Raw genomic sequence first — 21,584 nt, 5'->3', positions numbered from 1 at the left:
GCATGTCCAGCGAGGGCCCGTGGGCCGATAATGTCGCACTCACCACCGGGTTGAGCGTCAAAGACATGCCCCGACTGCGCCGAGGCATCCACCTGGACAAGCCGCCTTCTCCGTCGTGACATGATAAGGCGCACGCCTGCGCGTAGAACCTCGGGCGGAAGGAAACAAGCGGAGTCCTCCCTCCCCCTGTCCCTACCCCTGCCGCACCACCGCGCCGATGGCGTTCACCACCAGCCGGGCGGCGGTCAGCGCCGACAGGCCGCCGACATCGGCCGCCGGATAAAGCTCCACCAGATCAAAGCCGGCGATGGTCGCACGTCTCCCAATGCCGGCGATCAAGTCGATGGCTTGGGTGTAGGTCAGCCCGCCGGGCGTTGGCGCTGCCACGCCGGGCATGAGGCTGGGGTCGAGGCCGTCGCAGTCGAGCGTGATCACCACCTTGGCGCCGGCCGGGATATGCCGGAGCGCAGCTTCCACGCCATCGGCGTGGATCTCCCGCGCCGTCACCAGATGGCTGCCATAGCGCAGGGCCGCCTCCATCTCTTGCGGGCGGGCGCTGCCGACGCCGCGCATGCCGACCTGTACGAGGCCCTGGACATGGCCCATCTCGCTCGCCCGGCGCATCGGGCTGGAATAGCCGTGGCGCTCGCCGTGGAGTTCGTCGCGCCAGTCGATATGGGCGTCGATCTGCAACACCCAGATCGGCCCGTGTTCGGCAAAGCCGTCAAGGAAGGGGATCACCACCGAGTCGTCGCCGCCGATGAGGATCGGCACCGCCATCGCGGCCAGCACCTCGCGCGTTTTCGCGGCGATGCGCGCCCGATTGCCGGCCGCGTCACCGGCGGAAGTGGCGATATCGCCAACGTCGACGCAGGTGATCGGCCCACCGGCGAACAGCGGCGCGCCCAGGTCAAAGTCCCAGTGCTCGATCAGCGGCGCATCGCCCTGGCTCGCCGCGCGGATGGCGGCGGGCGCCGAGGCCGAAAGGCTCTCCCGGCCAGGATAGGCGCTGCCGTGGCAGGCACTGAGGATCACCGCGCGCGGCAACCCGCCCTCGGCGAGGTGGCCCGGCAGGCCGAGAAAGGAAGGCGATTGGGTCATGTGTCGCTCCTCACGTCCCTGATGGGCCACCGTCGCATATCTCAGGGGAACCTCTGTCTGAAGACTAGGAGTATTATCTGATGCTGAAAACGGTGATATTACGAATGCTGGAAATGCTGGATTTGGTATGCAGAGAAGGGTGTTGATCTTGGAGTATAAGATAAATCCTCATCCTACCTCCGCCGATTTGAATCCTCTCTGGTCAGTTGCATGGGGAGCGCCTGCGCCAGCTTCGCTCGCTGATATTCTCTCACGGAGTCTGGGCCATATCGGCGTCTATGATGGCGATCTAATCGTTGGATTTGTAAATGTAGCATGGGACGGTGGAGTCCATGCTTTCATTCTCGATACGTGCGTTCATCCCGATTACCGCGGGCGCGGCATCGCAACTCGTCTGGTTGAGGAAGCAATCGCACTGGCTCGACAAAAAGGTTCGCATTGGCTCCATGTCGATTTTGAGCCTCACCTTGAGCCGTTTTATCGCAAATGCGGTTTCCGTCCAACGGCAGCGGGGCTAATTGCCCTTCAGTCACAGTCGTGCTGAAATGGTTTGAAACCCGGCTTCGGATTCCACAGTCTAAAGGCCTGCGATAGACTTTGCCACGGCTCACCTATCAGCAACAGGCCGCTCGCAATTGCTGGGCCTGCCGGAATCGGCGGACGATTACCTGGGGCCGGACAACCCGGCCCACTTCATCGAGGCCTTCGTGGACGCCCTCCAGGAACGTCCGCGACATCCCAATACGCCCGCCATCCCCCCCGGGGCCAGATGCCAGCCCCGGGTGAGTTCCGCGTCAGCTCTTACGGGCGCGGGGCACGCTCCATCATGGGATCCGGCTTTCCGCCGGGACCGGGCTTTCCGCTGGGGCCGGGCTTTCCGGCAGGGCCCGGCCGGTCGGGCGCCGGGGGCTGTCTGACGTGCCTGGGGGGCTTCTTGGGATGGCACTGCTTCCAGAACCCGGTGCCGGGTCTGGCCTGATCGCAGGTGACCACCCGGTGCTTGGACGGCGGCGGCGGGCCATCCGGCGGGGCGGCGTTGGCGGTGCCAACCAGCAGCGCACCGACGATAAGAGTGGCGATTGAAAGTCTCATGCCCTGGGTCTCCTTCATGATGCCTCCCAGACGACCTATCGGGCGACGCATGAACGATACCTGAACACTAGACACCTGTTTTGTTTCGCTATTTTTCTGGTGTTACAATCAGTGACGCGCGGGTTGCCGCCATCGCAGCGCCGGCCGCTTTCGGTTAGTGCCGGACAAACACACCGGGATAATCCAGCACCAAACCGGCCTCATCCACCTCGCAGACGCAATGCTCCAGGCCCACGCCATCCCACTCACGCCAGCGAACGACGGTTTTCATGACGCCTCCCCCTTGCGAGCCCGCTGAAAACCTAGATGACAAGGTCGTCGGCATAGATCGACAGAACCCAGTCTGGCAGGCGCGGGGCGGCCTGGGTCAGGCGTCCCTTGGCAAACACCAGAACCTGCCTGGGCGGTTGGTTGAGCCTTGAGTTGTCAAAGACCATGCCGCGATCGGCGAGCAGCACGGCCTCCCGGATCAACGGGCCTCCCCGATCGAAGCGGGCGCGAACCTTGTCCTCGGGCACGTCATGGCCGCCTTCGCAAACACGCTCCTTGACGCGGGCCACCGACAGATCGGGGCTGTCGACGCCGACATGCATGACGATGACGACATAGCCGCGCTGGCGCGCCTCCTCGATGATGTCCAGCTTCGAAGGGTGGGAGAACACCGTCTCGGTGGCAAAGCTCCTGCCCTCGGCCAGCATCTCGGACCGACGGGCGGCGGCGATCTCGGCGGCCTTGTAGGATGCGACGAGCGAGACGTCCTTCAGTTCGTCGCGCTGGATGGCATCGGCATTGATGAAGGGAGCGGCGAAAGACGGGGCGACACGCGTTTCGTACAGCGTCGACTTGCCGGCGCCATTGGGGCCGGCAAGCAGGATCAGGCTGGGCCTCATTCGGCCACATCATCCTTTGCGTAAATGAGATTGCCGCCCGCATCGAGACCAACGCCACGGCCGAGCTTTCCGCGTTGGGCGAACAGCGCCGCCTCGGTCGCCGTCGGTTCCGCCATCTTCGCGGTAAACTCGTCGAGCCAGGCGGCCTCTTCTTCCTCGCCGAGCTCCGTCGTGTCGAGCCCGGCCTCCAGCGCGGCGGTAATCCGCGCGTAGTCGAAACTGCCGGACCGCTCGATAGCGCGGCCGATCTTGAGCCAATGCGTGAGCTGCCCGGCAACCGATCGACTGTGAAGTTCAGCCTCGCGCCGGACGAGGGCCATGATGTCGTCGGCAAGCTTCACGGACTGAGCCATGGGTGCCTCCTGTACTGATATATAGGTAGCAAAATGCCACCCAAAACTCAAGATCGCGGAAACCAGCGGCCATTGGCGGCACCGGGCGTTCGAACGCCGCCCTTCGAAATCCCGCCTCGAATTTGCTAGCTTGCTCTGAATAATCGGCCGAACCAGCAACAGGCAGGTCATGACATGACGGACATCGCTTTCCGCTCCGCCGAGGCCAGCGACGCCGAGGCCATCGCCCGCCTGCATGTGGCGGTCTGGCGGCGGACCTATCGCGACCTCGCCCCAGCGGACGCCTTTGCCACGCTAGACGAGCCCTATCGCCTCAAAAGATGGCAGGAGAAACTGGCTCACCCGCAGCCCGATCAACTGGTCCTGCTGGCTGAAAGCGTGGGACGGCTGGTCGGCATCGGCGCGGCCGGCGCACCGTCGGAAGAAGCTTTCGATAGCCGGGGCGAAATCAAGTTCCTCTACGTCGACGGGGAATTCAAACGGCAGGGCATCGGCCGCCGCCTGCTAAAACGCCTCGCGCTCCACCTCAGCGCGCACCGCTATCCCGGCGCGGCGCTGAGCGTCGTCGAAGGCAATCACGCAGCCGCCGCGTTTTATGAGGCGCTCGGCGCGCGCGTCATCGGCCGGCATGTCGATGCCGGGCCGATCTGGCGCTCGCAAAACATCATCATGGCCTGGGACGGATTCGACGAACTGATCCAATAGCTTGCGCGTATTGTAAAGGCGACCAAGGCCACCGCCTCGCTCCGTCTTTATGGACAACAACAACAAGTCCACTCAAATGTCTGCATGCCCATTTTATTTGGCGTCAGACTGAATGTAACTGAAGTTATTCCCAGATCTAAGTTCGGCAGTCCCGTCCTCGTTAATGATTTTCACATAGCCATGCATGGATGTATCCTCGCCGTAGTACATTTCCATCGAAGCTACTTTTTTGCGAGTGATAATATTATACATTCCATTCTTTTTTATATCTTCAATCATCGCTAGAGAACGCACTGTCCTAGTCTCAAGCAGGGCCTTCTGCTTCTCTGACATGGCGGCCAAGGCATTTTCCTTCGCCAGTCGCTCGGCTTCGATTCTGGCGACATTTTCAGTTTTGATGCTGGTGACAAGCGCCTTGAGGTATGTCTTGTCATTGAGAACCAGATACTTCTCGGCGAGAGTATCATCGAGGGCCGGCGACATTTCGCAGATCTCAGCCGATGCGGCGGCAATCTCCGGATCAACCTGTTTCAACGTCTGCCATTTCTTCTTGTCAAATCTGGCCGTCTCGACAGGAGCGGCCGGAACCTTTGGCGACGAGTAAGTATCCTCATCCGCTGCTGCGGACGAAAGATTGTATTGTCTCCCCGAGGATCCCGCGCTGGATGACGTTTCTCCGCTGCTGAGAATGTCCTTAGCGATGAACAGGCCTCCGATCACCAGCAGCGCCAATCCAAGAGCGATGCCCATCGTGAACGCGCCATCGTTCAAGCATGTGGGCTCTTGAGTTGATATTCCGAACGAGGTCGCCTTTTGAGACCCGATAATTCGACAGGTTACGCCAAAGACCTCCACCTTCTGCAGGCTCAGCATATACATGAGCAGCACGGCACCAGCGATAGCGGACAAGTATTTCATCATAACCCCATGTATTTATATTACGAAATCAATAGGTTAATAGGTCGGCCATCGATGGCGCTCAGCTTCATGAAAGCGAGGACATCAATCCCCCGTCCTGCATTTAGATGACGATGTTTCCTTGTTCATCGCATGCTCCAGCTACGTATGGCCGAAAATGCGGATCGCCATGCCGACGCCCTCGACTGACAACCTATTGTTGTCATTTTGGTAGCAAATTTCGCATCGACAAGGAAGCGTCGGATACAATCATCCAAAAATTTTATGCAGTTTAAATATGCGCTTAGAGTCAAGTTTTCGGATATTGAGCAATCACCGCGTAAGAAGAACACAAATTATGCCGCAGCTTTTAGATGCATACTGCATATCTGACGGTGGCTTCGCGTTCCCACGGAAACTTCGCCGACAACGGGCATCGGCCGCCGCGTTTTATGAGGCGCTCGGTGCCAGGGTGATCGGCCGGCATGTCGATGCCGGGCCGATCTGGCGCTCGCAAAACATCATCATGGCCTGGGACGGATTCGACGAACTGATCCAATAGCTTGGCCGCATACCGCCAGCAGCGGAATGGTTTTTATCACCGCAAAATAGCATTCCACCATAAGTTCGCCCGATAGGCGTGGCTGTTCGTGCGTCCCGGAACCCGCACGGAGGTACCCATGCGCGAACTTCTTGTCCCGACCCGCCGCTCCTTCCTCGGCACCGCCGCCGCCACCGGCCTTGGCCTGATGCTTGCCGGCAAGGCGCTGGCCAAAGCCGACGACGACTTCGCCAAGCTCGAAAAGCAAAGCGGCGGCCGGCTGGGCGTTTCCGCCATCGACAAGGCGTCCGGCGCCACCATCGCCTATCGGGCGGACGAGCGCTTTGCCATGTGCTCCACCTTCAAGTGCCTGGCGGCGGCGGCCGTTCTCGCCCGCGTCGACAAGGGCACTCTCAAGCTCGACAAGGCCATCGCCTACGGCAAGGCCGATCTCCTCGCCTACGCGCCGGTCACCACGCTACACGTCGCCGAGGGCAGCCTGACGCTGGAGGCGCTGTGCGCCGCCGCCGTCAGCGTCAGCGACAACACCGCCGCCAACCTGATCCTGAAGGAAATCGGCGGCCCGGCCGGCTGGACGGCCTACGCCCGTTCGCTGGGCGACGCCACGTCCCGGCTCGACCGCGCCGAACCGGAGCTGAATTCGGCCGTCGCCGGCGACCCGCGCGACACCACCACGCCGGCCGCCATGCTGGCCAACCTCGACACGCTGTTCATCGGCGACGCGCTCACCGAGGCCTCGCGCGACAAGCTGGAGGAATGGATGGTGGCCGGCACCGTCACCGGCCCGCTGATCAAGGCCAGCGTGCCCGAAACCTGGCAGGTGGCCGACAAATCCGGCTCCGGCGCCAACGGCACCCGCAACGACATCGGCGTCATATACCGGCCGAACACCGCGCCCATCCTGGCGTCGATCTATTACACCGGCTCGCCGCTCGACCTGAAAGGCCGCAACAAGGTGATCGCCGACGCCGCCGCCCTGATCGTCGCCCGCTTCGGCAGCTGAGCGGCGCACCGGCTGTCGAAAACGCCGGGCAATCGGCGTTTTCGACAGCCATATCAAATTCTTACATAGATTGTTGCTTTGCCGGCAAATCATCTCGTATGGTGGCCGGCGCTTTTCGTCATCGGGAAAGTCAGGTGCGGGAGGCACCGCGCAATGGCCTTTGCGATCTCGCTTATCGACCTTGCCGGCTACATCGCCCTGCTGCTGTGGGGCACCCACATGGTGCAGACGGGGGTGCAGCGCGCTTTCGGCGCCAACCTGCGCGCCGTTCTCGGCAAGGCGCTGAAGACCCGTGGCCGCGCCTTCCTGGCCGGCCTCGGCGTCACCGCCATCTTGCAGTCCAGCACGGCCACCGGGCTGATGATGTCCGGCTTCGTCGCCGATGGCCTGGTCGCGCTGATCCCGGCGCTGGCCGTCATGCTGGGCGCCAATGTCGGCACCACGCTGATCGTCCAGGTGCTGTCCTTCGACGTCAGCGCCGTGGCGCCCGGGCTCGTGCTGATCGGCGTCGTGATGTTCCGGCGCGACTCCTCCAGCCAGTTCCACGATTTCGGGCGGGTGTTCATCGGCCTCGGCCTGATGCTGCTGGCGTTGCACCAGCTGGTGCAGCTCATGGAGCAGTTCAAGGATGCCCCGAGCTTCCGCCTGTTGCTGGGCAGCGTCGCCACCATTCCCTTCGCCAATATCATCATCGGCGCGCTTGCCGCCTGGGCCACCCATTCCTCCGTCGCCGTGGTGCTGCTCACCATGTCGCTCGCCGCCAATGGCGCCGTGCCGCCGGCCGCCGCCTTCGCCCTGGTTCTCGGCGCCAATATCGGCTCGGCGATCACCCCGGTCATCGAGGGGCCGGGCGGTGACGACCCCGCCCATCGCCGCCTGTCGATCGGCAATCTCCTCACCCGCCTGATCGGCGCCGCCGCCGCGCTGGCCCTGCTGCAACCGATCGAAGGGCTGATGACCGCCCTCGAGCCGGACGCCTCCCGCGCCGTCGCCAACTTCCACACGCTGTTCAATCTCTTGACGGCCGCCGCCTTTCTGCCGCTGCTCACGCCCTGTGCCGGCCTGCTGAATCGCCTGTTGCCCGACCGGGCCGACCCGGCCGATCCGGCGCGGCCGCGCTACCTCGACATGGCCGCCCACGAGGTGCCGATCGTGGCACTCGGCGCCGCCGCCCGCGAGGCGCTGCGGCTGGCCGACGTGCTGGCCAGCATGCTGGACGGCGCCCGCGAAGCGCTCCGGAACGGCGACCGTCGCCTGATGGTCGAGACGCGCCGCCGCGACGACATTCTCGACAGCCTCAACACCGCCATCAAGGCCTACCTGACGCGGCTCGACCCGGAGAACCTGTCGGGCGACGACCGGCGCCGCCTCAAGGAAATCCTGCAGTTCACCATGAACCTCGAACAGGCCGGCGACGTCGTCGATCTCAACCTGTTGCCGCACGCCGCCAAGCGGGTCGCCCGTGGCCTGGTGTTCGAGGACAAGGACCGCGCCGAGCTGATCGCGCTGATCGATCGTCTGTCGACCAACGTACGCACCGCCGCTTCCCTGTTCATGACCGAGGACGTCCGCGTTGCCCGCCTATTGGCCGAGGAAAAGGTGACGCTGCGCGAGGCCGAGGCCCGGGCCACCGCCGTCCATTTCGACCGCCTGCGCGACGGCCGGCCCGACGTGGCGCAGGCCAGCGCGCTGCACCTCGACATCCTGCGCGATTTGAAGCTGATCAACAGCTACATCGTCGCCGCCGCTGCCTACCCGGTGCTGGAGCGCACCGGCGAACTCCTGCCAAGCCGCCTCGCCGACGACGCCCGCCAGGGCGGGTGAGCCGGTCGGGACGCGAAAGCCGCGCGACTGAACGCGGCCACCGCATTGACCATATCTGAAAACAGTCATATATGACGTATTAGAGAAAATTATCCGTCATATATGGATGATTATCATGGGATCGCCCAAAACAAGGCCGGCCCTTGAAAGGCTCGGCCAGGACGTTCGAAACGCCCGCCTGCGGCGCGGCATCGCCGTGGCCGATCTCGCGGTGCGAGCCGGAACGTCGCCGAGTTCCATCGCCCGCCTTGAGAAGGGCGATCCGGGCGTCGCCATCGGCACGCTCGCCGACGTCCTGGTTGTCCTGGGCCTTGTGGAGCGTCTTGCCGACCTGATCGACGTTCGCAAGGATGACCTGGGCCTCGCGCTGGCGGCCGAGCAGTTGCCGCGCCGTGGCCGCTCCTTCGCGGCCAGATTACAAAAGCAGAAGGCCACGTCGGGCGCCGCGCGGGAGGAAAAGGACGTCGTCGATCCCGACGGCGCCGCCTTCTGATGGCCGACTTCACCGCTGAGGTCGCGCTTGGCGAAAGCCTTGCTCCGGTTGGCCGGCTCCGCTTCACGCAGGCCGGGCCGCGACAGTTCTCGACCTTCGCCTATGCCCCCGCCTGGCTGGACAACCCGCGCGCCTTCGCCGTGCAACCGGATTTTCCGCTGGAAGGCGGCCCCTTCCATACCTCGGCGCAGCCCGGACGCGACGCGTTGGCCGGCGTCTTCGCCGACGCGGCGCCGGACAGCTGGGGGCGTCGGCTTCTCGAACGCGCCTATGGCAACGGCCTCAACGAATTCGACTATCTGACGCTGTCCGACGATGCCTGCCGCCAAGGCGCACTGCGGTTTCTCGATGAGAAGGGAAAGATCATCCATGGCAGCGCGGCCGACGCGGTGCCGCGCCTCATCGATCTCGAAGCCATCACGGCGATGGCGCGCGCCTATGAAGCGGGCAAGGAGATCTCCGCCGAGGATCTGCGGACGCTGGCTGGTGCCGGCGGCTCGGGCGGCGCCCGCCCCAAGGCCAATGTCCGCGATGGCGATACGCTCTGGCTGGCCAAATTCACCTCCGTCCACGATCAGCAGCCGATAGAGCGCGTCGAGGTCGCCACGCTGGCCCTGGCCGAGGCCTGCGGCATTCGCACCCCCAGGGCGAGGCTGGAACTGACTGAGACGCCTTTCCCGGTGGCGCTGATCCAGCGGTTCGATCGACGCGGAGCCGCGCGCATCCCCTACATCTCGGCACGCACCGCGCTAGGCAAGGCCGGGGCGGAACCTGGCTCCTATTCGGAGATCGTCGATTTCATGCGGGCCTATGCCGCCGACCCACAAGCCGATTTCCGCGAACTCTTCCTGCGCCTGATCTTCACCATCCTGGTGTCCAACAAGGACGACCACCTGAAGAACCACGGCTTTCTCTATGTCGGCGCTGGCCGTTGGCGACTGTCTCCGATGTTCGACGTCAACCCGGCGCCCGATCGCAACCCGCATCTCGAAACGGCGATCCTGGAGGGCGGCGCGCATGATCGGTCGATCAATCTGGCTCTGGAGGCCAGCGCCTTCTTCGAAATCCCCGAGGCCGAGGCGCGGCGGATAATCCGCGACATGGCCCAGCGCATTTCGGGCCGATGGCGGGAAGCCTTGCGTCAGGTGGGTGTTTCGGGTGCGTTGGCGCGGGATTACGAGCCTGCCTTTGTGAACGATCAGACCGAAGTCGCATTGGTGTTTTGATCATATCTGATCATTAAATGCGTATTCCTTATCAGATATGAAGTGTTAATCCTGGAGTGGTCGCGCGCTTCGCCCCGAAAACGCCGATCATTTCAAAAGCCAGCCATTTGGGCGGGGTGGCAGACAAGCTCACCTCGCGCCTCGTTGTTGCCCGATTGCGGAGAAAGAACAGGCACACCGCAACGGAACAACGAGGCCTTGTCATGACGATCACGTGCGACGGCGAACAACGAATTTCGACAAAGAGGTTTGGCCGGACGGCCATTTACGCAGCCGCGTCGCTGGCGCTGGCCGCCGTCTGCCTCGCCTCGCCGGCTGAGGCCAGGGTGCCGCCCTTCGCCGCCGCCTGCCCCGGCCGCATCGATGTCCAGGCCGACAACGGCGGACGCATCCTCATCAACGGCCAGCCGGCCAGGGTGAGGGCCTTCAACAACCGCTCCTATGAAGCCCGGCTCGGCCCCATCGTCGTTGCCGTCAACGTCGGCCCCGGCGGCCGGCTCGACGTGTCCAGCCGTGGCCGCATGTGCCAGGTGAGGCCGCCCCGCATGGAGCCGATGGCCCCCGGTGGCGCCATGCCGCCCATGATGCCGGGAGACGGCCCCGGCCGCCCCATGCCGCCGATGCAGGGAGACGCGGGCGGTCGCCCCGGCGACAATGGCCCCATGGATCAGATGGCCGCCGCCTGCCGTGGCGAAGCCGCCGCCCAGTTCCGCGTCCGGCCCTCGGACATCATGACCAGCCTACCCGCCCGCGAGGGCCGACGCTTCGTCGTGCAGGGCAGCTTCCGCGATCGCGGTGGCCGAGACGCTCCGTTCGCTTGCATGTTCGACGGCAACGGCCGGCTGATCTCTGTGCGCTGAGCACCAAGCAAGAAGCGGGGCGGTTTGATCCGCCCCGCGCTTTATCTCGCCGATCCTGAGCGGCTCGCCCAACGAACGGGCGCCCCATATTTCCCCCTCGCCCTTTTCGGCCCGAGGTTCTCTGCCTGCGCAGAGAATGACAAATTATAGGGGCCGCTCCAGCACCCGTGCCACAACGTATCCATCTGTTTTATATCGATTTCCTGTCACCCTCTACGCAGGCAGAGGGCCTCGGGCGGAATGGAGCGAACGGCCGATATAGGGCTCAGTATGCCCCATCACGCATGAAGCGGCCGACATGAAGACCACTCGCCGCCACGGCATCCACCCCGGCCGGCAGGCGCATGGGGCATGACGGATCGGTCGCCACCCGCCACACCGCCACCACCACATCCCCCACGTGCGTCACCTCGCCCATCGGCGGCTTGCCCATGCGGCGAATACGCCCTCGGCGATTTCCCATAGGCCTCGGAGATACCGGCCGTCAGGCTGCTTCCGGCCCCTCATTGCCGAAAGCCACCCACCCGGCGTCATCCAATCACCACGCGCTCCTCGGTCACCATCACGCCAACGGAGTCATGATCGACAAAGGTCCGCTCATCGGGCTGCACGGTTTCCAGATAGTTTTTCGACGTGAAGAACGCATCGTGGTCGGCCCAGCTATCGAACCAGATCTCGGTCAAGCCGTCATAGGCCGGCGCGGGATAGTTGGGCGCGGCAACCGGATGCGAAATGGCATATCGGCGGACATATTGCTTGGCCTCGGGGATCGAGGAGAACAGCGGCGCATGTTTATGGCGATGATGATCGACGAACGCCTCGACGCTCATGCCTTCGACGCGGTTGATCAGATAGGCGAACTTTATCATCGACAGTCTCCTTGCAGCCGGGCGGGGGGCTCTGGCGCCGCGAAGATATATAATCTAAACCTAGGATCAATTACGCACCTGAAAGAGCCTAGATATGGCAGAGGATACCGCCCATCCAACCGACGCGCTGCTGGCCCAGGCGAGCGCCAACCGGCTGGTGCTCGGCCAGATCGCCGACAAATGGTCGATCCTGATCCTGACGGTGGTTGCCATCGAACCGACGCGGTTCAACGCGCTGAAGCGACGCCTCGACGGCATCACGCACAAGGCTTTGACGGAAGCGCTGAGGCGCCTAGAGCGAAGCGGCCTGATCTCGCGGCGCATCCTGGCGACCTCGCCAGTGGGTGTCGAATACGCCATCACCCCGCTTGGCCGCTCGCTGCGGGAGCCTTGCACGGCACTCGCCACCTGGGGCGCCACCCACGCCGAGCAAGTTGCCCAAGCCCAGAAGGCCTACGACGAACAGCAGTTAGGCAATCAGCCTTAGCGACTGACTCGAAATTCGCTGGTGCCTAGCAGATGGCGATGGTTTCGAGAGAACGCTTGGTCCGCCAGCTCGTTCAGCCTCAACGGTTGGCGTCGTAGCGCGAGCGATTGTCCCGGATGGCTCCGAGATGCCCGGCCGCCCATTCCGCCAACTGGCGCACCGGCTCGGACAGCGACCGCCCGAGGTCGGTCAAGGCATAGTCCACCTGCGGCGGCGTGGTGGGGCAGACCGTGCGCACGACCATGCCGTCGCGCTCCAGCGTCTTGAGGGTGCGCGTCAGCATCTGCTGCGAGATGCCGCCAACTTGACGCTTGAGGTCATTGAAGCGCCGTGGCCGGTCGCGAAGCGTGACCACCACCTGCATCGTCCATTTGTCGCCGACCCGGTTGAGTATCTCGCTGACGCCGCTGCAATCGGTGGCAGCGTCGGGCTGCGCGGGCACATCCATATGACCTGGTCCTGAAAATATGCGTTCTTGTGGCGCATTTTGTAGTCACATATCTAGTGCTGGTCAATATTTGTGACCGATAGATCCGGTCTTGCCGACCAGGAGAGCGACATGCAGCGCATCCAGTATCATCGCTACGGCGGGCCGGAGGTCATGCGGCTGGAGGCCTACGACCTCCCCGCCCCCGGCAAGGGCGAACTTCTGGTGCGCGTCAAGGCCGCCTCGATCAATCCGCTCGACTGGAAACTGCGCCAAGGCTTCATGAAGTTCATGATGGGCAGGCGCTTTCCTCGGGCGATGGGCATGGACTTTTCCGGCGTCGTCGAGGCGGTCGGTCGCGGCGTCACCGGCTTTGCCCGTGGCGACGAGGTGCTGGGCCAGGTGTCGATGATGAAGCCGGGCGCTTTTGCCGAGACGGCGCTCACCACCGCGAATTTGCTGGTCGGCAAACCGGCCGGCTTGTCCTTTACCGCCGCCGCCACCCTGCCCACCGTCGGCGTCACCGCCTGGCGCGCCTTGATCGAGGGCGGCAAGCTGAAGACAGGCCAGTCGGTCTTCATCAACGGCGCATCCGGTGGCGTCGGACAGGCGGCGATCGCCATCGCCAGGACATACGGGGCCGCCATCACCGGCCGCGTCGGGCCCGCCTCCGTCGCCGATTTCGCCGACAGCGGGCTGGCGCGGGTGCTGGATTACACCCAACCGCTGCCCGACGAGCTGAAAGGCGCCTTCGACGTCGTGTTCGACTGCCACGGCAGCCTGACCCCGGCGGAGGAAGATTTCCTGACCAAGCGCTCGGGCGTCGCGGTGGACATCGACCCGACCGCCGGCAACCTGATCCGATCGTTGATCTCCCGCCGACACAGCTTCGTCAGAGGCGTGCTGAACCCCGCCATCCTGCAAAAAATCGTCGACTTGGCCGTGGCGGGCCAGTTCACGCTGCCGATCAGCCGCACGGCGCCCCTGTCCGAGGCAATCGCCCTGATCGGCGCCCTCGAAGCGGGCAACCGGCTTGCCGGCAAATCGGTGATCGTGATGGAATGACCGGCGGCGGCGGCCGAAAGGGGCAACGGGTCATCACGCCGGCTCTGGCAGAGCGCTCTGAGGGGACCGCAGCATGCGTGAAACGGGCGGCCGTCATGCTCTCCCGCTTCAGTGTTCACCGCCCGATTACTCCGTCCGCCGGGCTCGTTAAGCCATCACGCGCTAGGCCGCCCTCTTCGCCGCCACGGCATCGACACCAGCCGGCAGGTGTATCGGCGTCGACGGATCGGTCGCCGCCCGCCACTCTACCTCAGCCACATCGGCGGCATACATCATATGCGTCACGTCTGTTACCACAGGCAACATTTCCAAGCGCGCCGTATGCTTATGGACGATCTTAATACGACATTGTCAGTTGTAGTCCGCGCGTCTAGATTGCTTCGGCAAACTCGGGGCACATCATGACTAATCCAGTAAACATAGAGCTCGAACACCTATTCAGGAATGCTCTTAGTGATGGGTATAATCTATTTATCGGGGCAGGTTTTTCAGTCCTGGCGTCTTCCAAAAGCGACAAGCTTCCGACAGGAGGACAGCTTTGCGAACGCTTAAAAAGCAAATTCAAAGACTTAAAACTGCCTCAGGCGATGGAACTTCCCCTACTATGCACTATAATTAAGTCAAAAAGGCTTGAGGAATTTCGAGACTATTGTACACGTTCGTTTACAGTAGTAAATTATGATGATAGATACAATTCCATAATAAGAACAAATATAGAAAACATATTCACGACGAATATAGACGATTTAATGTTCAAAGTCGTTGAAGCATCTGGTGAGAAATATATACACGATGTCTTCCTGACAGGAGCGAATCCGAACGACTCAAGAGTTATAAATTACTTTGCACTTCATGGATGCGTCCTACATCAAAATAGAGACTTCGTATTTGGAGCCACAGAGATCGCTTCAGCATTCGGCGCGGAGCCTCAATTATGGCACTATTTATCTCATCTACTTTCCGTAAAACCAACTCTTTTTTGGGGTTATGGTTTAAGGGATTCTGGAACGCTCCAAGCAATAAACAATGTTATAAAATCTCAAGGAAAATCGTCAAATAGAATGTGGATAATACTTGACCCGAATGAGATAGACAACGAAGAATATTTCAGAGCCCTTGAGTTCAATATAATATATGCCGATACTTCTTCGTTCCTGGAATTCTACCAGACTCTTTCTAGTACACCTACTAGATTAAATTCAGCGTCAAAAGGAATAGGTGAATTATTTAAAGAATACGTTATACCTTCTGCTGGACAGGTTCCAGTTCGCGAGTCTGTAATGTTTTACCAGGGTGCCGAGCCCACATGGTATGACATATTCCAGCGTAGGGCCGCGAACACCTCTCATGTAAAGATTCTTGAAAATATAATTGCTTCTGGCCGAAATATATTAATAAAGGGCGTACCTGCTTGCGGAAAAACGACTCTTCTGAAATTGCTGGCATGCACCCAAACCGACTATAGATCATCTGTACTATATGTTTCTGGGTATATGGATACGGCAAAGGCCGAGATACTTTCGAGATCGTGCTCTACCGGACACGTAAAAGTTTTTTGGGATAACGTCTTTGATTCTGCAGACTCGGTGGCTGTGATACAAGAAAACAAAAACATTCAATTAATAGCAGCAGACAGGGATTATTACTACGAGTTTGGGTTCCATAAGCTGAATATGGACAACTTTTTTGTGTATGATTGCTCAGACCTATCGCAAAGTGACCAACAGACTGTACTGACAAAGATCCCAGAAAATCTCGTTAGTCTTGATAAGACACGAGAAATACAAAGCAGGCACGATTCAGTATCGGTTTTTGATATCATCAGCTACTGCGTAACGGACGCTAATTTAACGGACCGAGTAAAAAGAATATTCTCCGATCTTTCTCGAGAGGATCACATATATGGGGAGCTATTTGTTCTCATTTCCTATTTCCATAGAAGCCGGGTACCTGCCGCATTTGATGCCGTGTCGTCATACTGCGGTTTGCAGGGGTTCAAAATCGAGCAAATATATGGCCTCTTAAGTCATTTGGGGGCATTGGTCCGGGAGTATTCAGGAGCATTCTCCTCAAGCGACCAAGACTATTTTGCCGTAAGGTCTCAAGTTTTTGCTGAGGCAGCCATAGACGAGTCACCTAGAGACGTTCTGAGGACTGTAGTCGAAAATGTCCTCCGGAACATATCAATGGTAAAAATACCCCATTATGATGTCTTCCAGAGAGGCGCTTTTCGGAACGAGATTTTTGCTAGAGCTTTCCCAAATTGGAAGGATGGTTTGCAAATATATGATGACTTATTTGAATTTTCACCACTCGAAAAGTCGAAGCCTTATATAAAGCAACAATGCGCACTATACCTCGCGCAGAAGGGAAAGTATAGGGATGCCTTTGACTGCATTGACCAAGCGGTCACCATTTCTGGCGGAAGGATTTTCACGATCCGGAATACACAAGCCCGCATAAAGTTCGAGGCCAATATCAACGTTTTTGAAGACGATGAAATATATGTCAGAGACTCCCTTTTCGATAGTATGAAAACGCTAGAAGTATGCCACAAATCAGACAGAAGAAAACAGTCTCATGCTGAGTATTATGCGAAATTTGCCATGAAGCTCGATGACAGATATGAAGATGACGAGACCTATGAAATGTTACAAAGAGCTAAGATTTGGCTAGAAGAAGAAGTTAAGAGGCCAGGAGCCGGACGCCGTTTGGTGAAGTTACTAGGTGACGTTCAAGCCAGGGTTTCTGCGGTTGGCAGAGCGACTGAATGCGAGCATTAATGAAAATATAGTTCGTATTGGTCCGCCTTTAATTACAAGCGGGGATGAGCTTCCCTGCAGAAATGATGTTCTCATCCGTGGTGGGAGCTTTCGAACTTCGTCGGTGGGTTTCGGCAGGGACTAGCCAGGAGAGGTGTCGCCGGCCGCTAACTACTTACGCCAGCACGTTCCCAGCCTCCCGCATCGCCGCGACGGCATCCACCCCGGCCGGCAGGCGCATGGGACAAGCCGGATCGGTCGCCGCCCGCCACACCGCCTCGGCCACGTCGCCGACATGGGTCACCTGATCGGCCGGATAGGTGCGCCACTCGCTGAACACGCCCTCGGCGATGTCGGCATAAGCTTCGGGGATGCCGAACTGCATGTGCTTGCGATGGTTCTCGCCGAAGGAGGTCTCCGGCGCCCGCCCCGGCAGCACGATGCGCACCCTTATGCCGAACGGCTCAACTTCCAGCGCCAAGCATTCGCTGAAGGCGTTCACCGCCGCCTTGGTCGCCGTATAGACCGACAGAAGGTGCAGCGGCTTCACCGTCACGGTCGACGTGACGTTGACGATGACACCCGACTTTCGCGCCCGGAACTGCGGCAGCACCGCCTTTGCCATGGCGATGGTGCCGAGCGCGTTGGTCTCGAAGGCAAGGCGCACCGCCTCCATTGGAATACCTTCGAGCGCGTTCAGCAGTCCAACGCCGGCGTTGTTGACCAGCACGTCGACCGGCCCGGCCGCCGCGACACAGGCGGCAATGCTCGCCGCGTCCGTCACATCCAGCGGCAGAATGCGCAGCCGCTCGGAGGCCGGCAGGATATCGGCGCGCGGCTGGCGCATGGTGGCCACCACGTTCCAGTCCCGCTCCAAAAAATACCGGGCGATCTCAAGCCCAAAGCCGGTGGAGCAGCCGGTGATCAATACCGTCTTCATGGAATGTCCTCTCGTTTTGCCGATGACAGGACAATAGACCGCCGACCCAAGACGATCTACAATGCATAGTCCGCATTCCTTTTGCAAAAGTCCTGAAATGACCGACCCCCTCGCCGAAGTCGTCACCTTGTTGCAGCCCAGCGCCTCCTTCTCCAAGCTGGCCAGCGCCGCCGGACCCTGGCGCGTGACCCGCTCGGATGCCGGCCGCCCCTTCTACTGCGCCGTGCTCGAGGGACGCTGCCGCCTCACCGTTGGCGACCAGCCGTCGATCATTCTCGAACAGGGCGACTTCGTGCTGCTGCCCTCGGCCAACGATTTCACCATGTCCAGCCTGGAACCGCCGCCGGCGGGCGAGCCGACCGGCCACCTGGAGCTGGGGCCGCGCCACTACCGGCACGGGCGGCCGGATGGGCCGGCCGACGCGCGCATGGCCGTCGGCTATTGCGCCTTCGGCTCGACCGACGCCGCCCTGCTGCTGTCGCTGTTGCCGCGCTTCATCCACGTGCGCGGGCAGGCCCGGCTCGCCACCCTGGTGGAGCTGGTCGACGAGGAAGCCCGCGCCGACCGCCCGGCCCGCGACGTCATCCTGGCCCATCTCCTGGAGATCCTGCTGATCGAGGCGCTCCGCGCCCTGCCCGGCGCCTCCACCACCCCCGGCCTCATCCGGGGCCTTGCCGACGAACGCCTCGCAACAGTGCTCCGCCGCCTGCACGAACACCCGACGCGCCCCTGGACGGTGCCGGAGCTGGCCAAGGAAGCGGGCCTCTCCCGCTCGGTGTTCTTCGAACGCTTCCGCCGCGTCGTCGGCGTCGCACCCATGGAATACCTCCTCGCCTGGCGCATGGCGCTGGCCAAGGACATGCTGCGCCGCGCCGACGGCGGCGTCGCTGAGGTGGCCGAACGCGTCGGCTACGCCTCCGCCAGCACGTTTACGATCGCCTTCTCAAGGCATGTTGGCGTGCCGCCGGGGAAGTATGCGCGGGGGGCGTGAGGCGCGGCGTTCGGCGATGACCTACGGCCGCTGTGCCCGCCTCTTCTGGCGCTCGGCGGCTTGAAGAGCGAGATAGTGCCGCTCGTCGAGGGTGGAAAACACAATGGCGATGACGATACCGACCGCCGCCCCCAGCAACGTATCGATGACGCGCTCGGCCGCCATTTCCGGCCCGGCGGCGCCAAGAGACGCCAGATGCACCATCAAGAGAGCCATCGGCGTCACCGCGATCTGCCCGAGGCCATAGTTGGTGCCGATGATCACCTCGGCGACGAACTGCAGCACCACCACACCCGCCATGACGGCCCAGGGCGACGGCGAAAATTGCAGGAACACCCAGGCGAACGCGGCGCCCACCACCGTTCCGACCATGCGCTGCAGGGCCCTGTGCATGTTGATGTGGAGATAGGCGCCCTGCATGACGGCGATCGTCCCCATCGCCGCCCAGACGGGGTGTGCGACGCCCAGTGCGTGGCTTGCGAAAATGGCGATACCGGCGCCGACGACAATGCGCAGCGCGGCAATCAGGCGATGCCCCAGCGGCCGGAGCTGATCCACCGGCAGGGCCGGCGCTTCCGGCGAATGGCGCCGCAAAGCCTCGCTTGCCGCGCAGATGCCCCAGGCCAGGATCGCCACCGCGCCCGTCGCGGCGGTTCGCCCGAGCACCTCGTGGAAGCCATCGGGCGGCGCCATGGCGGCACCGGCGGCAAAGGTAAAGATCAGCGCCCCCGGCGGGCCGAACCCGCCGGAAACCACCGCAAAGAAGAAGACGCCGCAGCCGAGCGAAAGAAGGGCGAGCTGCGCCGGCAGCGCCATCCCGGTCCAGGCGACGGCCGACATGACGAAGACCGCGAGGCTCTGGCAGAGCGCACACCACAGCAAAATCCGGCCACGCCGATTGGCCGCCGAGAACCGGCCGAACAGCGCCACCATCGCCCCGAGAGCGGCAAAACCGATCAGTTGCGGCCAGGGGGAAACATAGAAAATGGGAAGGGCCACCGCGCCGGCCGCCGCCGCCTGAAGGCCCGCCAGGGCCGAAATGCGCAAAGACGGTTGCTTGCCGAGGACGAGACTTGCCCGCACCTGATGCGGCCGCAGCACTTGGGTGAGCGCGGCGATGCGGCCCATCGGCGTGGGAGCGCCAAGATCGGGGACGGTCATTGCTCCGCAGCCTTCCGCTTGTCGTCCTCAAGGCGGGTCATGCGCCGGTCGATCGTCCGGAAATGCGCGAGCAGCGCCGAGAGGTCGGCGTCGGACATGTCGACCAGCATCGCCTCCTCCGCCCTCGCCAGCTCCTCTGCGATCTCCGTCACCCGTTGCTCGCCGGTCGGCGTCAGCGATATGCGCCGGCAGCGCCCGTCGCTCTCGTCGCGATGCCGTTCGATCAGCCCGCCATGCTCCAGAATGTCGAGAACACGCACGAGGCTCGAGACATCGACCCCCACCAGCGCGGCAAGCTCCTTGTGCGTGATGCCACCGCCGGATTGGCGAAGATGGATCAGCGGCACCCAGGTGGCATCCGTCAGGCCAACCTCGGCCAGATGAGCGTCAACCTGCCGCCGCCAGCGCCGAGCCAGCAGGGAAAAGCGAATTCCGAACACGGAACGAGGGGAGATCGTCTCTTTAAGCATGCGACTTTAGTAGCAATTATAGTTTGGTTTGCAAATCAAATTATAAGGATGAAGCGCAGCTGCCGGAGGTGCCGCCGCGTCGGACATGCCCGCCGGCACCTTCACCATCGCTTGCTCAAGGCGTGCTGGCGTGCTGGCGGGGAGGTACGCGCCGGGGGCGTGAGGGACTAGGTGGGTTGGGAGAGCCACGTCAGGCTGACCCTCGCTCCGATCTATTCCGTCGGACCTACAGGCAGCCTACAGAGCCGAAGCGACACAAGCCAGTCTCGTCTGTCCGCCCCACTTTTGGAAGGCATCCTTGGCGGCGGCATTCACGTCCGTCTCGCGATCTTGTTTGTACTTGATCGTGCCCCCCGTCTTGCCAAAGAACACCCAGACGACGCGCGGGGCATCGACCTGCCCGGCATATCGGTTGTTTCGGGTCACGTCGTCGGTGATTGGCAGGTTCGCCAAGGATCTGGCGAGCGCGGGCGTGGCTTCGCCGATCCTCGGGCCGAAATCCCCGACAATGAAAGGAACCGTTCGCTGCGTCTTCGGATCATATGCCACACCGAATGATCCCATGACGATGCCACGGCCGGACAGCTCCCGCTGGTTGCCGATCACCGCCGCCGGTACTCTCAAGGGATGCACGTAGCGCGACTGTACCGCCTGATCGTGGACGGTCTCATCGGCCAAGGTCGTTGGAGAAACGAAGAAGCCCGACCCATCTGCTTGTTCGACCGGCTTCACGCCCTTTACCTTCTGCCCTCCGACCGTCACGCTGTCCACGCCTAGAATACCAAACCATCGGATGGCTCCCACGTCCGGACTATTCCATTTCGCGGCCTTGATCTTGGCAAAGTCGGCCATGAACTTACCGGTACAAGTCGCGTTACTTTCCGACCCGTAATAATGCGTCCCATCAGGCAAGAACACTTCGCCGGCATTGCAGAGATGGATAAGCGCGCCCGCGCGCGCATTCTGAGGATGGTAAGCGCGCCCATATCCGTCAATGTTGATGTTGACCTTGCCTTTCCCCGCAAGCGAACCATCCGCCAGAGCATGAGCCTTCGCCAGGCCGCGAATTCCACTTACCGCCGGGCCGTCGCACGTCTCGGAACTCGCGATATCCGGCCCGCACAGCAACAGCACCGACGCCACGACGGCAACATTTAGTTTATAATGAGCCATGTCGACCTCCCCCAGTCGGCGTTTCAGTCGCCCGGAACGATTTCAGAGCAACGGCGACATCCCAAAGACGCACGAAAATTCATCAACATTATCTCGAGAGCCAAGAGGCACGGCGCTTGCCTCACGACGAAGTGACATGCACTCAGAAAACTCCGTGCACACCTTCGGCTAGATCTCTCTATGACTTTTGAACGCTTAATAGCTTCGACGTCACCGCCGGAAAACCCGGTTGG

Annotated in this window: 24 protein-coding genes; 11 read left to right on the top strand and 13 right to left on the bottom strand. The window is 61.6% G+C overall.

Annotated elements, in window-relative coordinates:
• Positions 1-192: 192 nt before the first annotated feature.
• Positions 193-1,101 (bottom strand): agmatinase, encoded by a 909-nt coding sequence (locus AB6N07_RS08145; RefSeq protein ID WP_370677305.1) that lies wholly within the window; start codon positions 1,099-1,101, stop codon positions 193-195.
• Between the two features lie 145 nt (positions 1,102-1,246).
• Here AB6N07_RS08145 and AB6N07_RS08140 point away from each other — a divergent pair, with 145 nt between their 5' ends.
• On the top strand, positions 1,247-1,645 hold the full coding sequence (locus AB6N07_RS08140; protein WP_370678205.1) for a GNAT family N-acetyltransferase: 399 nt from the start codon (positions 1,247-1,249) through the stop codon (positions 1,643-1,645).
• Positions 1,646-1,902: 257 nt separating this feature from the next.
• Here the strand turns inward: AB6N07_RS08140 and AB6N07_RS08135 are convergent, their stop codons facing one another.
• From AB6N07_RS08135 to AB6N07_RS08125, 3 genes are all read right to left on the bottom strand, one after another.
• On the bottom strand, positions 1,903-2,193 hold the full coding sequence (locus AB6N07_RS08135; RefSeq protein ID WP_370677304.1) for a hypothetical protein: 291 nt from the start codon (positions 2,191-2,193) through the stop codon (positions 1,903-1,905).
• A gap of 302 nt (positions 2,194-2,495) precedes the next feature.
• Positions 2,496-3,083 (bottom strand): zeta toxin family protein, encoded by a 588-nt coding sequence (locus tag AB6N07_RS08130; RefSeq protein WP_370677303.1) that lies wholly within the window; start codon positions 3,081-3,083, stop codon positions 2,496-2,498.
• Positions 3,080-3,436 (bottom strand): hypothetical protein, encoded by a 357-nt coding sequence (locus tag AB6N07_RS08125; RefSeq protein ID WP_370677302.1) that lies wholly within the window; start codon positions 3,434-3,436, stop codon positions 3,080-3,082. Before AB6N07_RS08125 ends, AB6N07_RS08130 begins: the two co-directional genes overlap by 4 nt.
• Before the next feature lie 174 nt (positions 3,437-3,610).
• On the opposite strand from AB6N07_RS08125, the gene AB6N07_RS08120 reads away from it, so the two are divergent.
• A complete protein-coding gene (locus AB6N07_RS08120; protein ID WP_370677301.1) occupies positions 3,611-4,141 on the top strand; it encodes an N-acetyltransferase family protein in 531 nt (176 codons plus the stop codon).
• A 93-nt stretch (positions 4,142-4,234) separates the two neighbouring features.
• Here the strand turns inward: AB6N07_RS08120 and AB6N07_RS08115 are convergent, their stop codons facing one another.
• Positions 4,235-5,059, bottom strand: coding sequence for a hypothetical protein (locus AB6N07_RS08115; RefSeq protein WP_370677300.1), 825 nt, complete (start codon positions 5,057-5,059; stop codon positions 4,235-4,237).
• A 659-nt stretch (positions 5,060-5,718) separates the two neighbouring features.
• On the opposite strand from AB6N07_RS08115, the gene bla reads away from it, so the two are divergent.
• The 5 genes from bla (at position 5,719) to AB6N07_RS08090 (ending at position 11,006) form a co-directional block, all read left to right on the top strand.
• Positions 5,719-6,603 carry a class A beta-lactamase gene (gene bla / locus AB6N07_RS08110; RefSeq protein ID WP_370677299.1) on the top strand — a complete coding sequence of 295 codons (885 nt, stop codon included), beginning with the start codon at positions 5,719-5,721 and terminating at the stop codon, positions 6,601-6,603.
• Positions 6,604-6,756: 153 nt separating this feature from the next.
• Positions 6,757-8,427: a Na/Pi cotransporter family protein gene (locus tag AB6N07_RS08105; protein WP_370677298.1), complete on the top strand. Its 1,671-nt coding sequence runs from the start codon at positions 6,757-6,759 to the stop codon at positions 8,425-8,427.
• 115 nt (positions 8,428-8,542) lie between these two features.
• Complete coding sequence (locus AB6N07_RS08100) at positions 8,543-8,920, top strand: helix-turn-helix domain-containing protein (RefSeq protein WP_370677297.1); 378 nt, start codon at positions 8,543-8,545, stop codon at positions 8,918-8,920.
• On the top strand, positions 8,920-10,146 hold the full coding sequence (locus AB6N07_RS08095; RefSeq protein ID WP_370677296.1) for a type II toxin-antitoxin system HipA family toxin: 1,227 nt from the start codon (positions 8,920-8,922) through the stop codon (positions 10,144-10,146). The genes AB6N07_RS08100 and AB6N07_RS08095 overlap by 1 nt, the downstream gene beginning before the upstream one ends.
• A 203-nt stretch (positions 10,147-10,349) precedes the next feature.
• Positions 10,350-11,006 carry a hypothetical protein gene (locus AB6N07_RS08090; protein WP_370677295.1) on the top strand — a complete coding sequence of 219 codons (657 nt, stop codon included), beginning with the start codon at positions 10,350-10,352 and terminating at the stop codon, positions 11,004-11,006.
• A gap of 265 nt (positions 11,007-11,271) precedes the next feature.
• Here AB6N07_RS08090 and AB6N07_RS08085 read toward each other — a convergent pair whose 3' ends face one another.
• Complete coding sequence (locus AB6N07_RS08085) at positions 11,272-11,469, bottom strand: hypothetical protein (RefSeq protein ID WP_370677294.1); 198 nt, start codon at positions 11,467-11,469, stop codon at positions 11,272-11,274.
• A gap of 67 nt (positions 11,470-11,536) precedes the next feature.
• A complete protein-coding gene (locus AB6N07_RS08080; protein WP_370677293.1) occupies positions 11,537-11,875 on the bottom strand; it encodes an EthD domain-containing protein in 339 nt (112 codons plus the stop codon).
• Positions 11,876-11,969: 94 nt separating this feature from the next.
• Between AB6N07_RS08080 and AB6N07_RS08075 the strand changes: the two genes are divergently transcribed.
• Positions 11,970-12,362: a winged helix-turn-helix transcriptional regulator gene (locus AB6N07_RS08075; protein ID WP_370677292.1), complete on the top strand. Its 393-nt coding sequence runs from the start codon at positions 11,970-11,972 to the stop codon at positions 12,360-12,362.
• A 79-nt stretch (positions 12,363-12,441) separates the two neighbouring features.
• On the opposite strand, the gene AB6N07_RS08070 is transcribed toward AB6N07_RS08075, so the two are convergent.
• Positions 12,442-12,810: a winged helix-turn-helix transcriptional regulator gene (locus tag AB6N07_RS08070; RefSeq protein WP_370677291.1), complete on the bottom strand. Its 369-nt coding sequence runs from the start codon at positions 12,808-12,810 to the stop codon at positions 12,442-12,444.
• A gap of 72 nt (positions 12,811-12,882) precedes the next feature.
• Here AB6N07_RS08070 and AB6N07_RS08065 point away from each other — a divergent pair, with 72 nt between their 5' ends.
• Complete coding sequence (locus AB6N07_RS08065) at positions 12,883-13,854, top strand: NAD(P)-dependent alcohol dehydrogenase (RefSeq protein ID WP_370677290.1); 972 nt, start codon at positions 12,883-12,885, stop codon at positions 13,852-13,854.
• A 162-nt stretch (positions 13,855-14,016) separates the two neighbouring features.
• Here the strand turns inward: AB6N07_RS08065 and AB6N07_RS08060 are convergent, their stop codons facing one another.
• The gene (locus tag AB6N07_RS08060; protein WP_370677289.1) at positions 14,017-14,139 is read right to left on the bottom strand and encodes a hypothetical protein; all 123 of its coding nucleotides are present in this window, start codon (positions 14,137-14,139) and stop codon (positions 14,017-14,019) included.
• Between the two features lie 116 nt (positions 14,140-14,255).
• Between AB6N07_RS08060 and AB6N07_RS08055 the strand changes: the two genes are divergently transcribed.
• Positions 14,256-16,637 (top strand): SIR2 family protein, encoded by a 2,382-nt coding sequence (locus tag AB6N07_RS08055; protein ID WP_370677288.1) that lies wholly within the window; start codon positions 14,256-14,258, stop codon positions 16,635-16,637.
• Positions 16,638-16,791: 154 nt separating this feature from the next.
• Here AB6N07_RS08055 and AB6N07_RS08050 read toward each other — a convergent pair whose 3' ends face one another.
• Positions 16,792-17,556 (bottom strand): SDR family oxidoreductase, encoded by a 765-nt coding sequence (locus AB6N07_RS08050; RefSeq protein WP_370677287.1) that lies wholly within the window; start codon positions 17,554-17,556, stop codon positions 16,792-16,794.
• Between the two features lie 97 nt (positions 17,557-17,653).
• Here AB6N07_RS08050 and AB6N07_RS08045 point away from each other — a divergent pair, with 97 nt between their 5' ends.
• Entirely contained in the window at positions 17,654-18,547 is an 894-nt protein-coding gene (locus tag AB6N07_RS08045; RefSeq protein WP_370677286.1) for an AraC family transcriptional regulator, read from the top strand.
• Positions 18,548-18,568: 21 nt separating this feature from the next.
• Here AB6N07_RS08045 and AB6N07_RS08040 read toward each other — a convergent pair whose 3' ends face one another.
• From AB6N07_RS08040 to AB6N07_RS08030, 3 genes are all read right to left on the bottom strand, one after another.
• A complete protein-coding gene (locus AB6N07_RS08040) occupies positions 18,569-19,708 on the bottom strand; it encodes an FUSC family protein (RefSeq protein ID WP_370677285.1) in 1,140 nt (379 codons plus the stop codon).
• A complete protein-coding gene (locus tag AB6N07_RS08035; protein WP_370677284.1) occupies positions 19,705-20,178 on the bottom strand; it encodes a MarR family winged helix-turn-helix transcriptional regulator in 474 nt (157 codons plus the stop codon). Before AB6N07_RS08035 ends, AB6N07_RS08040 begins: the two co-directional genes overlap by 4 nt.
• A gap of 237 nt (positions 20,179-20,415) precedes the next feature.
• Complete coding sequence (locus tag AB6N07_RS08030; protein WP_370677283.1) at positions 20,416-21,351, bottom strand: hypothetical protein; 936 nt, start codon at positions 21,349-21,351, stop codon at positions 20,416-20,418.
• Positions 21,352-21,584: the final 233 nt, after the last annotated feature.

Source organism: Pleomorphomonas sp. PLEO (genome assembly GCF_041320595.1).
Taxonomy (GTDB): Bacteria; Pseudomonadota; Alphaproteobacteria; order Rhizobiales; family Pleomorphomonadaceae; genus Pleomorphomonas.
The sequence above is the reverse complement of the archived record's forward strand: the minus strand, read 5'-3'. Positions and strand labels throughout refer to the sequence as shown.

Bases quoted from the DNA above. Each gene is read 5' to 3' on its own strand.
- AB6N07_RS08040 (WP_370677285.1), bottom strand. From the start codon at position 19,708: ATGACCGTCCCCGATCTTGGCGCTCCCACGCCGATGGGCCGCATCGCC.
- AB6N07_RS08095 (WP_370677296.1), top strand. From the start codon at position 8,920: ATGGCCGACTTCACCGCTGAGGTCGCGCTTGGCGAAAGCCTTGCTCCG.
- AB6N07_RS08080 (WP_370677293.1), bottom strand. From the start codon at position 11,875: ATGATAAAGTTCGCCTATCTGATCAACCGCGTCGAAGGCATGAGCGTC.
- AB6N07_RS08120 (WP_370677301.1), top strand. From the start codon at position 3,611: ATGACGGACATCGCTTTCCGCTCCGCCGAGGCCAGCGACGCCGAGGCC.
- bla (WP_370677299.1), top strand. From the start codon at position 5,719: ATGCGCGAACTTCTTGTCCCGACCCGCCGCTCCTTCCTCGGCACCGCC.
- AB6N07_RS08035 (WP_370677284.1), bottom strand. From the start codon at position 20,178: ATGCTTAAAGAGACGATCTCCCCTCGTTCCGTGTTCGGAATTCGCTTT.
- AB6N07_RS08135 (WP_370677304.1), bottom strand. From the start codon at position 2,193: ATGAGACTTTCAATCGCCACTCTTATCGTCGGTGCGCTGCTGGTTGGC.
- AB6N07_RS08100 (WP_370677297.1), top strand. From the start codon at position 8,543: ATGGGATCGCCCAAAACAAGGCCGGCCCTTGAAAGGCTCGGCCAGGAC.
- AB6N07_RS08130 (WP_370677303.1), bottom strand. From the start codon at position 3,083: ATGAGGCCCAGCCTGATCCTGCTTGCCGGCCCCAATGGCGCCGGCAAG.
- AB6N07_RS08145 (WP_370677305.1), bottom strand. From the start codon at position 1,101: ATGACCCAATCGCCTTCCTTTCTCGGCCTGCCGGGCCACCTCGCCGAG.
- AB6N07_RS08050 (WP_370677287.1), bottom strand. From the start codon at position 17,556: ATGAAGACGGTATTGATCACCGGCTGCTCCACCGGCTTTGGGCTTGAG.
- AB6N07_RS08090 (WP_370677295.1), top strand. From the start codon at position 10,350: ATGACGATCACGTGCGACGGCGAACAACGAATTTCGACAAAGAGGTTT.
- AB6N07_RS08045 (WP_370677286.1), top strand. From the start codon at position 17,654: ATGACCGACCCCCTCGCCGAAGTCGTCACCTTGTTGCAGCCCAGCGCC.
- AB6N07_RS08105 (WP_370677298.1), top strand. From the start codon at position 6,757: ATGGCCTTTGCGATCTCGCTTATCGACCTTGCCGGCTACATCGCCCTG.
- AB6N07_RS08115 (WP_370677300.1), bottom strand. From the start codon at position 5,059: ATGAAATACTTGTCCGCTATCGCTGGTGCCGTGCTGCTCATGTATATG.
- AB6N07_RS08055 (WP_370677288.1), top strand. From the start codon at position 14,256: ATGACTAATCCAGTAAACATAGAGCTCGAACACCTATTCAGGAATGCT.
- AB6N07_RS08030 (WP_370677283.1), bottom strand. From the start codon at position 21,351: ATGGCTCATTATAAACTAAATGTTGCCGTCGTGGCGTCGGTGCTGTTG.
- AB6N07_RS08075 (WP_370677292.1), top strand. From the start codon at position 11,970: ATGGCAGAGGATACCGCCCATCCAACCGACGCGCTGCTGGCCCAGGCG.
- AB6N07_RS08125 (WP_370677302.1), bottom strand. From the start codon at position 3,436: ATGGCTCAGTCCGTGAAGCTTGCCGACGACATCATGGCCCTCGTCCGG.
- AB6N07_RS08070 (WP_370677291.1), bottom strand. From the start codon at position 12,810: ATGGATGTGCCCGCGCAGCCCGACGCTGCCACCGATTGCAGCGGCGTC.
- AB6N07_RS08085 (WP_370677294.1), bottom strand. From the start codon at position 11,469: ATGGGAAATCGCCGAGGGCGTATTCGCCGCATGGGCAAGCCGCCGATG.